We start from the raw sequence: 11407 nt of genomic DNA on the forward strand, positions 1-11407 counted from the left end.
TTACTTGACACAAGTGTCGAGTCACGCACAGATAGATCAGTTTCGCTGTTTATCGCAGGTTTCACCCATGACCGATCAGACGCCCCCCAGGTCGCGGCGCGCGCGCCGCAGTTCCGACAAATCCAACCGGTCGGCCGAACCGGGACAGAACCTGCATCTGCGGGTGCCCTATATCACCCGCAAGATCCCGACCTACGATCTGCTGGGCGAAGAAGCGCTGGAGAAAATCGAGGCCACCGCCGACCGTATCCTGGCCGAGATCGGGATCGAGTTGCGCGACGACGAAGAGAGCATGACGCTCTACAAGAAGGCGGGCGCGCAGGTGACCGAACTGCGCGCCAACACCTGGAATGTCCGGTTCGAGCCGGGCATGCTGCGCGAGATTCTGAAAACCGCGCCCGCGCGCTTTACCCAGCATGCCCGCAACCCGGCCAACAATGTCGATATCGGCGGCGACGCGATGGTGTTCGCGCCCGCCTATGGCTCGCCCTTCGTGATGGACATGGACAATGGCCGCCGCTACGGCACCATTCAGGACTTCCGGAACCTGATCAAGCTGGGCCAGTCCTCGCCCTGGCTGCACCATTCCGGCGGCACCATCTGCGAGCCGACGGATATCCCGGTGAACAAGCGGCACCTGGACATGGTCTATGCCCACATGCGCTATTCCGACCGCGCCTTTCTGGGTTCGATCACCGCGCCCGAACGCGCCGCCGACAGTATCGAGATGTGCCGCATCCTGTTCGGGGCGGATTTTGTCGACCGGAACTGCGTCATCATGGGCAATTTCAACACCACCTCGCCGCTGGTGATCGACGGGGTCACGGCGGCGGGCATCCGTACCTATGCGGCGGCGGGGCAGGGGTCGATCCACCTGCCGTTCCTCTTGGGTGGCGCCGTGTCGCCGCTGACCATGGCGGGGGCCGTGGCGCAATGCCTGGCCGAATCCATGGCCTCCTGCGCCATCGCCCAGCTGACCCGCCCGGGGGCGCCGGCCATTCTGGCCGGGTTCCTGTCGTCGATGAGCTTGCGCACGGGCAGCCCCACCTTTGGCACGCCGGAACCGGCGCTGGGTTCGCTGGTGATGGGCCAACTGGCGCGCCGTCTGAACATGCCGCTGCGCTGTGCCGGCAATTTCTCGACCTCCAAGGCACCCGACGGGCAGGCCATGCAGCAGGCGATGATGTCGATGATGTCGGCGGTGCAGGGCGGCGCGAACTACATCCTGCATTCGGCCGGTTTCGTCGATGGTCTGCTCAGCATGTCCTACGAGAAATTCGTGATGGACACCGACATGTGCGGGGCGCTGCATTCCTATCTGGCCGGGATCGAGGTGAACGAGGATACGCTTGGCTTCGACGCGCTGGCGCAGAATGGCCCGGGCGAGCATATGTTCGGCACCGACCACACCCTGCGCCACTATGAAACCGCCTATTGGGATAGCGGGTTGAACGACGACCAGACCCACGAGACCTGGTTCGAACAGGGCAGCGCCGACTATGCCATCCGCGCCAACAAGCGCTGGAAGGATATCCTGAACGCCTATGAGGCACCGGCGATGGACGACGCGACCGACGAGGCGCTGCGCGAGTTCATCGATCGCAAGAAAGCCTCCATGCCCGATGCCTGGTACTGAGGAAACCCCATGTCTCGCGACCCGCTGCTGCAACCCTATCAGCTGAAACACCTGACCCTGAAAAACCGGATCATGACCACCAGTCATGAACCGGCCTATCCCGAGGACGGCCTGCCCAAGGACCGCTATCGCGCCTATCACGTCGAACGCGCCAAGGCGGGCGTGGCGATGACCATGACCGCCGGGTCCGCCTCGGTCAGCCGCGACAGCCCGCCGGTGTTCAACAACATCCTCGTCTGGCGTGACGAAGTGGTGGGCTGGATGAAGAAACTGGCCGACGAATGCCACGACCATGGCTGCGCGGTGATGATCCAGCTCACCCATCTGGGCCGCCGCACCGGCTGGGACAAGGGCGCATGGCTGCCTTCGGTCAGCTCGACATCCGACCGGGAACCGGCGCACCGCAGGTTTCCGAAACTGGCCGAGGAATGGGACATCTCCCGCATCATCGGCGATTTCGCCGATGCCGCCGAAAAGATGAAACTGGCAGGGCTCGACGGGGTCGAGATCATGACCCATGGCCACCTGCTGGACCAGTTCATGTCACCGCTCAGCAACGAGCTCGACGGCCCCTATGGCAAGGCAACGCTGCAAACCCGGATGCAACTGACGCTCGATATCATCGACGCGGTGCGCAAGCGTGTGGGCGACGATTTTATCGTCGGCACCCGCTTTGCCCCCGACGAGGCGCAGACGGGCGGCATCACCGAAGAGATGGGCATGCAGATCGCCCATATGTTCAAGGCGACCGGGCAGCTCGATTATCTCAATATCAACCGGGGCCGGATCCATACCGACCCGGCGATGACCGACATGATCCCGGTACAGGGGATGAAGGCCTCACCGCATCTCGATTTCGCCGGGCGGGTCCGGGCCGAGGTGGGCATGCCCACCTTCCACGCTTCGAAAATCCCCGATGTCGCCACCGCGCGCCATGCCATTGTCACCGGGCAGCTCGACATGGTGGGCATGACCCGTGCCCATATGGCTGATCCCTATCTTGTGCAAAAGATCGTCGAAGGGCGCGAACACGATATCCGCCCCTGTGTCGGCGCCACTTATTGCCTGGACCGGATCTATCAGGCGGGCGAGGCGCTGTGCATCCACAACCCCGCCACCGGGCGCGAACTGACCATGCCGCATCAGATACCGGCGGCGGAGACCCGCAAGCGGGTCGTGATTGTGGGTGCCGGTCCGGCGGGACTCGAGGCCGCCCGCGTTGCCGCCGAGCGCGGCCACCATGTGACCGTGTTCGAGGCCCAGCCCGACCCCGGTGGCCAGATCCGCTTGACCACGCAGAACCCGCGCCGCCGCGAGATGATCGGCATCGTCGACTGGCGCATGGCGCAATGCGCCGCCCGCGATGTCGAGTTCCATTTCAACACCTGGGCCGAGGCGGCGGATGTGACCGCGCTGAACCCCGATGTGGTGATCGTCGCCACTGGCGGCCTGCCCAACACGAAACTCTTCGAATCCGGGCATGAGAACGACCTGCTGGTCAGCGCCTGGGACATGATCTCGGGCGATGTGAAACCAGGGCGCGAGGTGCTGATCTATGACGAAAGCGGCGATCACCCGGGCGTGATGGCGGCCGAGATTGCCGCCAATGCGGGCGCCAAGGTCGAGGTGATGACCCCCGACCGCAGCTTTGCCCCCGATATCATGGGCATGAACCTGGTGCCCTATATGCGCGCGCTTCAGGACAAGGATGTGACCTTTACCGTCACCCGCCGCCTGCTGGACGTGACCCGCGACGGGAACCGGCTGCGGGCGAAAATCGGTACCGATTACAGCAGCTTCACCAAGGACCAGACCTATGACCAGGTGGTGGTGAACTATGGCACCATGCCGATGGCCGACCTCTATTTCGAACTCAGACCGCTGTCGCGCAACGGCGGCGAGGTCGACTATCAGGCGCTGATCGACGGGCATCCGCAGAGGATCGAAACCAATCCCGATGGTGCGTTCCAGCTGTTCCGCATCGGCGACGCGGTCAGCGCCCGCAACACCCATGCCGCGATCTATGACGCGCTGAGGCTGGTGAAGGATATCTGACATGCGCATCGGGGTGATCGGAACCGGAACCATCGCAACCGCCGTCGTCCACGGCATCGCGGGCGACGGGCATGCGATCACCGTATCCGACCGCAGCGCGGCCAATGCGCAGGCACTGGCCGCCGCTTACCCCAATGTCCGGGTCGCCTCCAATCAGGCGGTTGTCGAGGAAAGCGATATCGTCATCCTCGGGCTGATGGCCGAAAAGGCGTCGGGCATCCTTGGTGCCTTGACCTTTCGCGCCGATCAGCAGGTGATCACCCTGATGGCGGGCGCCACGCTGGAGGAGGTGGCGCAGATGGTCGCCCCCGCCCGCGCCGCCGCGATCATGATGCCCTTTCCGGGCATCGCACAGGGCGGCTCGCCCATCATGATGCAGGGCGATGCCGATCTGGTCCGCGCATTGTTTGGCGCGCGCAACCAGGTCTTTGCGCTGAAGGACGCCGCCGAGATGGCGGCCTATCTCTGCGCCCAGGCGGTGCTGTCGCCGGTGGCCCGGATGGTCAGCGATGCGGCGGGCTGGCTCGCTAGCCGCGTCTCTGACCCCGCTCAGGGAGAGGCGTTCCTGCGTGCGCTCGTGGCCTCCAGCCTTGCGGGCACCGACTGCGCCAGCCTGATCGAGGCGCTCAATACGCCGGGCGGCTATAACCAGCGCCTGCGCCTGCATATGGAGGGCGCGGGCATGGGCGACAGCCTGCGTGCAGGGCTTGATAGGCTGGAGCAAGACGCATGAGTTTCAAGCACATCTTCGCCCCGGTTCAGCTGCGGCACAAAAAGCTGAAGAACCGCATCGTGTTCGGCGCCCATACCACCAACATGGCCCATGACGGCCTGCCGGGCGACCAGCATCTGGCCTATTACGAGGAACGCGCCATGGGCGGCGCCGCGATGATCGTGGTCGAGCCGATGCCGGTCCATGCCGCCGCCGTTCTGACACGCGGCAATTTCCGCCACTCCAGCGATGACGTCATCCCGCATTTCGCCCGCATCACCGAGGCGTGCAAGGCGCATGGCACGGTGATGATCCAGCAGCTCTATCATGTCGGCGCGCATGGCGACTGGGACAATTCCTGGCACGCCAACTGGTCGCCCTCGGGCGGGCCCAGCTATCACGACAACGATGGCAGCCACGCCATGACCGAGGATGAGATCGAGGAAACCATTCAGGGTTTTGTCGATGCCGCGATCCGCTGCCAGAAAGCGGGTTTCGACGGGGTCGAAGTCTGGGCCGCCTATCACTGCCTGCTCGACCAGTTCTGGACGCCGTTTTCCAACCAGCGCAGCGACCAATGGGGCGGCTCTCTTGCAAACCGCACCCGGCTTTCGCGCGAAATCATGGCGCGTATCCGGGCCGCCTGCGGCCCCGATTTCATCATCGGCCTGTCGGTGAACGACGATTCTGACAAGCCCGTCTGCCTCAGCCATGACGAGATGGTCGAGATCGTGGCGCTCCACGACGCCCAAGGCTTGATGGATTATGTCACCGTCGGCGCGGGCAGCTATTTCGACTTCTACAAGCTTTTGCCCAGCTTTCAGTATGCCGAAAACCTCGGCGCCGATCTGGCCGAGCGGCTGAAACAGGCGAACCTGACCGCGCTGGTCACGGCCGAGGCCAATATCCGCACCCCCGACAACGCCAACACCGTGCTGGGGGCCGGTCGGGCCGATCTGGTGTCGATCGTGCGCGGTCAGATCGCCGACCCGCATCTCGTGGCCAAGGCCGAACGCGGCGCGGCGCAGGACATTCGCGGCTGCCTGTCGTGCAACCAGCAATGCTGGGGCCGGCGCGGGCGCGATTACTATATCTCCTGCCTCGTGAACCCCTCGGCCGGGCATGAATACATCTGGGGTGGCGACCGGTTCACGCCCGCGCAGACCCCCAAAACCGTACTGGTGGTGGGCGGCGGCCCTGCCGGGCTGGAATGCGCCCGGGTGGCTGCCGAACGCGGGCACCGGGTGATCCTGGCCGAGGCGGGGCCGGAACTCGGCGGACAATTCCGGCTCGCCGGGCTGCAACCGCGCCGTGCCCAGATCACCGACCTGATCGGCTGGTACGAACGGCAGCTGCGCCAGCTTCAGGTCGAAATCCGGTTTAACACCTATATGGATGCCCAGGACGTCGCCGCCATCGGGGCCGACCATGTGATACTGGCCACCGGCTCCGCCCCGCCGGAAACGGGGTTCCAAAAGGCGCTGCCGCATGTGGCCCGCCTGCCGGGGATCGAACGCGGGCAGGTCTGGTCCATCCACGACGTGATGACCCGCGCCGCCCGGCTGGGGGACCATGTCGTGCTGCTGGACGAGGCAGGCAACTGGCGCGGTATCGGCACCGCCTGGCATCTGGCGGAAAAAGGCCACAAGGTCACCATCGTCACCCCCGACCCGATGATCGGGCGCGAACTGGCCCGCTCGGCCACCGATTTCCCCGCCCGCGCCACGCTGGCCGGGCTGGGGGTGTGTTTTGTCACGGAAAGCGCCCTGACAGGGTGGGGCGACGCAGGCGCCGCGATCCTGTCGCTGCTGACCGGCGAGACCGAAACCATCGCCGCCGACAGTCTGGTTCTGGCCACCGCCAACACCCCCGAAACCGGTCTGGCACAAGAGCTGCGGGAGATGGGGACAAAGGCCACCAGCATCGGCGACGCTGCCGCCCCGCGACTGGCCGCCGCCGCCATACACGAGGGCCGCAAGACCGGACTGTCGCTCTGACCCGGCGCCTCAGGCCAGCTCGGGCGCCCTGCGCCTCGGCCGGATCGGTCGCCCCGCGATCCTGAGAAACAGCACAGACACCGCGATACCGCCAAGCGCCGGCATATGTTGCAGCCACCACAGGTTCGGATGCTCGGTCACCGTCGCGGAAGCGACCCCGCGCAGCCCCTCGATCGCAACAAGCAGCGCAAACGCACCCAGCAATTGCGGCCACAGCCCAAAGCGCGAGAACGTGCCCAGCATTAGGGTCGAGAACCCGACCATGGCTACCGCCACGCTGATGGCCAGCCAAGACAGCCGCTCTTGCAACTCTTCCACGATGTCTCCATGGGCATAGGTATCGGCACCGGGCCCGCCCAGCCGTGCCCGATTCAGCTCCAGCGTCGGAATACCACGAATGTCCCGCGCCCGGACCTCGTCCCGCTTGGCCAGCGCCGAAATGTCATAAGTGAAATCGCTGAACACCGTGGTCGACAGCAGCTTGGTCTTTGTATCCATCTGCAAGGCCGTGCCTTCGACCATCACCAGCGCCACCTGCTCGCCACTGCGCGCCAGAAAGGCCTTGGAACTGGTATAGGTCACCACCTGTTCCGGTCGCCGCCGGTCCGACAGGTAGACATCGCTCAGCGTGCCGTCGCGGCCGATATTGCCGATGTAGACGGTGACACCCTTGACCGGATGCATGAACTGCCCGTCATTCAGCAGTTGCGCCGTCATGTCGCCCGCCACTTCGGCCTGCCGTGCCTCCAGCCGTTGCAGCGAGGCGGGGCGCAGGTAAAGCGTGATCGTGCCCAGCATCACCGCGCATATCAGCCCGAACAGAACCACGGGACGGGCCAGCCGCATCGGGCTGGTTCCGGTGGCCAGCATCACCGTCAGCTCGCTTTCGCGGTTCAGCCGGTTGGTGACATAGACGGTGGCGGCAAAGGCCGCCATCGGCATCACCGTGCGGATGAGCGAGGGCAGCGACAGCGCGGTGAACTCCAGCGCCACCATGGCCGTCTGGCCGCTGCTGATCAGCTTGTCGAACAGGCTGACCGCCTTGCTGATCCAGAACACGCCGACCAAGACAAAGGCAAAAAACCCGCACAACACCAGCAACTGGCGCAGGAAATATCCATCGAATTTCGACATGCAGTCTTTCGCCTTGGCTGTCCGGATGCGGCACCATAAGCCATGGCTGAGGAATGCGAAACTCACATTTCCGGGGCAGTTCCCGCTTAGGTCAGTTTTGGCCTGCCTGCCGCATCCGCGAACCAGCCGCCCTGCGCCGCCTCATAGGCCATCGCCGCCTGGAACACCACCTCGTCGCTATAGGTCGGCCCGACGATCTGTATGCCGGTCGGCACGCCATTTCCGGCAAAGCCCGACGGCACCGAGATCACCGGGCAGCGGCTCATCATATTGAAGGGCGTCGTCATCACCCAGCCCAACTCGGGCCGCACCGATATACCTTCAATCTCCAGTCCCTCGGTCGACGGGTCGAAATCGGCCCGCACGGCGGGCAAAGCGTTGGTGGGGCAGATCAGGCAATTGTACCGTTCCAGCAGCGGCCCCAGCTTCTTGTAGCTTTCGCCCGCCACTTGCAGCGAGCGCACGAAATCGCGCGCGGTGGAACTCAGCGAGCTTTCCGCGAAGGCCCGGCAATAGGTCGTCATCAGGTCGCCATGGCTCTCCAGCTCTTCGGACAGGGCGCCGCCAAAGATATGGGTCAGATAGGCCCAGCAGGCCTCGGACACTTCCGCGCCCCAGCCGATCTCGACCTCCTCCACCGTCGCGCCCAGGTCGCGGAACACCTGCGCCGCCGCTTGCGTGTTGCGCCGCACGTCCTCGGACACAGCGAAACTGCCCAGATCCATCGACAGCGCGATCTTCCAGCCGCGAATGTCGGGATAACTGTCGGGCAGCACCAGCTTGGGCTTCAGGGTCGAGATATCCAGCGGGTTCGGCCCGCTCATCAGGTTTTGGAGCAGGATTGCATCCGACACCGAACGTGCCAACGGCCCGGTATGGCAGTAGAAATCCAGGTTGAAGGGGATGTCGTCGGGGTTGCGCCCATAGGGCGGCTTGTACCCCACCAGCCCGCAGCAGGAGGCCGGGATGCGGATCGACCCACCGATATCCGACCCGGTGGCCAGCGTCGTCGTGCCCGCCGCCAGCGCTGCCGCCGATCCGCCCGACGACCCGCCGGGGGTGAACTCGGGGTTCCACGGATTGCGCGTCACCCCCCACAGCCGCGACCAGGTGAACCCGGCGCAGGAAAATTCGGGCGTCGCCGTGCGCGCATGCACGATGGCGCCCGAGGCCAGAATGGGCTGGTTCATGGGCGAGGTATGGTCGGCCACGAAATCCTGCATGATCAGCGAGCCGCTCGACGTGGGCTTGCCCGCGATCATGCTCTCGTCCTTGATCGCCACCGCCAGCCCGTCCAGCGGGCCATTCGGCGCGCCCTTGGTCCAGCGCGCCTCGGCGGCGCGGGCCAGGTCCATCGCCTCGTCGAAATGGGTATGGGTAAAGGCGTTGACGGTCTCCGCCGTGGCCTCGGCCCGGGCGATCTGCGCCGACAGCAACTCGACCGGCGACAGGCTCTTGTCGGCGAACCGGGCCAGAGCCTCGGTCGCGGTAAGATAGATCAGGTCCGACATGTCTTTCCCTTTCAGCTGAGTGCGGCGGCAATCGCGTCGATTGCCCGCATGGTGTTGGAATGGCGGCTATCCGACAGCGACTCGGGCCAGCTCGACTGGCAGGCGACCACCAGCTCGTGCTCAGGGTCGACGTAGATGACCTGCCCATAAATCCCCAAGCTGATATGGACGGGCCGGGCGACGTCGCGGATCCAGAACATGTTGCGATAGCGCCCGTTGGGCATGAACTCGCGGCTCTGATCGTCGAATCGCCCGTGGTCGCCCCGGCGTACATCCTCGATCCAGGCGCTTGGGATAACCTGCCGCCCACCGGCGCGGCCGTCGTCCAGCATGGTCTGACCGAACCGGGCGCAATCGCGCAGGCTGGCACAGATGCCGCCATCGGCCAGCGGGGTGCCGTTGCGGTCGACGGTGACATAGGCCCCGGTCTCGGCGCCCATCGGCGCCCACAACACCTCGGACACCGTCCGGGCAAAGGATTGCCCGCTCACCCGCGCGATCAGCACGCCCAAGAGATCGGTCTCGATCGAGCGATAGCTGAACCGCGCCCCATGCGCGGCCTCGCATTCGGTCAGCGACAAAATGTAATCCCACGTGTTGTCCGGACAGGACCCCGGCGCCATATGCGCTGGCAACGGCTTCCACCCCGAGGCATATTCCAGCCGCGCCACATCGCAATCGGGATCCTCGTAATCCTCGACGAACCGAACGCCGGTGGTCATGTCCAGCACCTGTTGCAGCGTCGCGCCTTTCCAGCCCGTCGCCGCCAGTTCGGGCAGGTATTCCGTCATCGGGGCTGCGGGGTCCAGCAGGCCCCGGTCGATCAGGATGCCGACGGTGGTCGCGGTGATCGACTTCGACACCGACATCAGCAGATGTCGCGACCCGCGCGTCATCCCGTTATGATAGCTTTCGTGCAGAATGCGGCCCCGATGCGCCACCAGGAACCCGTCGGCATAGTCCGCGAGCAGATCCGCCAGCGTCATCGGCTTGCCGTCCCAGCCGGTGAACGCGACACCCGACAGGTCCTGCGGCGCCTCTTGCCACTCCAGCGCGTCGGGTCCGCGCGCGATCTCTTCGGTCGGTACACACATGCGGATGTTCTGGAAGGTCCAGCGGTTCCAGGGTGCCCGATCCCAGTCATAGGGTGGCAGGCGCCAGCCAAGCGGCTCCTTGCCCCGCAGGATCGGCGCCTGCGGGTCGGCATTGCGATAGAAGGTCATTGTTCCTCTCAGAAGGCTGTCGCCCCGTTCGAAAAAAGGGCCAGCGAAAGGGCCCGCAACCGGGCCCTTTCCTGTCTCACAACCTTACTTCTGAAGGTCGGTCCAGATCCGGGTATAGAGCGCCTGTGTCTCCGGCGCGCAGGTGCCGTTGAACTTGCCCACAGACTTCAGCTCTTCGGGGATCACGATCTCGGGCGCGGTTTTCATGTCCTCGGGCATGAACGCCTCGGACCCCGCGATCCCGTTGGCATAACGCGCAAATTCCGAGATCAGCGCGGCGTTTTCCGGGGCCATGACAAAGTTCTGGAATGCCTTGGCCTCGTCCATGTTCTTGGCATCCTTCAGAACCGCGACCGAATCCATCCACAGTGGATAGCCTTCCTTGGGATAGCCATAAGCGATCGCCTCGTTCTGCAACCGCATCCGGAAGGTCGAGCCGTTCCAGTTTACACCCGCCCAAAGGTCTTCCTTGGCGAATTTCTCCAGGTTGCCGTAATCCATGCCCAGCCAGTGCTGCTTGGCATTCACTAGCGTCTCGTGAACCTTTTTCAGCACTTCCTTGTCGTCGGTGCAAGGTTCGCCGCCGTGATACATGATCGCCATGACCATCACGTCGCCCATCTCCGGCACCACGTTGATCTTGCCGCGCAGTTCTTCGGGCGGATCCAGGAAGATGGCAGAGGTGTTGATATCGCCGCTGTAGTACTTGGTGTTCACCACAACGCCGGTGGTGCCCCACTGCCATGGCACGGTGTAATGCCGGCCAGGGTCCCAATCCACATCGACCCACTTGGCGTCCATGTTCTTGAAGTTTTCCATCTGGTCGGGGCGGGTTTCGGCCAACAGTCCCTCGGAAATCCAGATCGGCACATAGGTATGGGTCGGCACCACGATGTCGAACCCGTGACCGCCCGCCTTGACCTTGGCCAGCGCGGTGTCGTTGCTGTCGTAATCGGTGATCGTCACCTTGATGCCGGTCTCGGCCTCGAATTTCTCGATCAGCTTGGGGTTGGTGTAGTTGCCCCAGTTATAGATGTTCAGTTCCTTGGCATAGGCGCCTCCGGCCATCAGGGCCAGCGCGGATGCCGCGGCAAGTACGTGTCTCATGGATGTTCTCTCCTTGTTGGTCCGTTCACGTT

The 11407-nt window shown here is 64.4% G+C and carries 8 protein-coding genes; 4 read left to right on the forward strand and 4 right to left on the reverse strand.

What is annotated here, in order from left to right:
- The first annotated feature begins 67 nt into the window (after positions 1-67).
- Genes OEZ49_RS01355 through OEZ49_RS01370 form a run of 4 tightly spaced genes read left to right on the forward strand, consistent with a single transcriptional unit; the run spans position 68 to position 6400 of the window.
- Complete coding sequence (locus OEZ49_RS01355; RefSeq protein WP_263386644.1) at positions 68-1636, forward strand: trimethylamine methyltransferase family protein; 1569 nt, start codon at positions 68-70, stop codon at positions 1634-1636.
- Positions 1637-1645: 9 nt separating this feature from the next.
- Entirely contained in the window at positions 1646-3691 is a 2046-nt protein-coding gene (locus tag OEZ49_RS01360) for an NADH:flavin oxidoreductase (protein ID WP_263386645.1), read from the forward strand.
- Between the two features lies 1 nt (position 3692).
- On the forward strand, positions 3693-4424 hold the full coding sequence (locus OEZ49_RS01365; RefSeq protein ID WP_263386646.1) for an NAD(P)-binding domain-containing protein: 732 nt from the start codon (positions 3693-3695) through the stop codon (positions 4422-4424).
- The gene (locus tag OEZ49_RS01370) at positions 4421-6400 is read left to right on the forward strand and encodes an oxidoreductase (RefSeq protein ID WP_263386647.1); all 1980 of its coding nucleotides are present in this window, start codon (positions 4421-4423) and stop codon (positions 6398-6400) included. The genes OEZ49_RS01365 and OEZ49_RS01370 overlap by 4 nt, the downstream gene beginning before the upstream one ends.
- A gap of 9 nt (positions 6401-6409) precedes the next feature.
- On the opposite strand, the gene OEZ49_RS01375 is transcribed toward OEZ49_RS01370, so the two are convergent.
- The 4 genes from OEZ49_RS01375 to OEZ49_RS01390 form a co-directional block, all read right to left on the reverse strand.
- Positions 6410-7534: an LptF/LptG family permease gene (locus OEZ49_RS01375; RefSeq protein ID WP_263386648.1), complete on the reverse strand. Its 1125-nt coding sequence runs from the start codon at positions 7532-7534 to the stop codon at positions 6410-6412.
- A gap of 86 nt (positions 7535-7620) precedes the next feature.
- Positions 7621-9045 (reverse strand): amidase, encoded by a 1425-nt coding sequence (locus OEZ49_RS01380; protein WP_263386649.1) that lies wholly within the window; start codon positions 9043-9045, stop codon positions 7621-7623.
- 11 nt (positions 9046-9056) lie between these two features.
- Positions 9057-10268 (reverse strand): serine hydrolase domain-containing protein, encoded by a 1212-nt coding sequence (locus OEZ49_RS01385; RefSeq protein ID WP_263386650.1) that lies wholly within the window; start codon positions 10266-10268, stop codon positions 9057-9059.
- A gap of 84 nt (positions 10269-10352) precedes the next feature.
- On the reverse strand, positions 10353-11375 hold the full coding sequence (locus OEZ49_RS01390) for an ABC transporter substrate-binding protein (RefSeq protein WP_263386651.1): 1023 nt from the start codon (positions 11373-11375) through the stop codon (positions 10353-10355).
- Positions 11376-11407 lie beyond the last annotated feature (32 nt).

The organism is Ruegeria marisflavi (assembly GCF_025673445.1).
GTDB lineage: Bacteria > Pseudomonadota > Alphaproteobacteria > Rhodobacterales > Rhodobacteraceae > Ruegeria_B > Ruegeria_B marisflavi.

Bases quoted from the DNA above. Each gene is read 5' to 3' on its own strand.
- OEZ49_RS01355 (WP_263386644.1), top strand. From the start codon at position 68: ATGACCGATCAGACGCCCCCCAGGTCGCGGCGCGCGCGCCGCAGTTCC.
- OEZ49_RS01360 (WP_263386645.1), top strand. From the start codon at position 1,646: ATGTCTCGCGACCCGCTGCTGCAACCCTATCAGCTGAAACACCTGACC.
- OEZ49_RS01365 (WP_263386646.1), top strand. From the start codon at position 3,693: ATGCGCATCGGGGTGATCGGAACCGGAACCATCGCAACCGCCGTCGTC.
- OEZ49_RS01370 (WP_263386647.1), top strand. From the start codon at position 4,421: ATGAGTTTCAAGCACATCTTCGCCCCGGTTCAGCTGCGGCACAAAAAG.
- OEZ49_RS01375 (WP_263386648.1), bottom strand. From the start codon at position 7,534: ATGTCGAAATTCGATGGATATTTCCTGCGCCAGTTGCTGGTGTTGTGC.
- OEZ49_RS01380 (WP_263386649.1), bottom strand. From the start codon at position 9,045: ATGTCGGACCTGATCTATCTTACCGCGACCGAGGCTCTGGCCCGGTTC.
- OEZ49_RS01385 (WP_263386650.1), bottom strand. From the start codon at position 10,268: ATGACCTTCTATCGCAATGCCGACCCGCAGGCGCCGATCCTGCGGGGC.
- OEZ49_RS01390 (WP_263386651.1), bottom strand. From the start codon at position 11,375: ATGAGACACGTACTTGCCGCGGCATCCGCGCTGGCCCTGATGGCCGGA.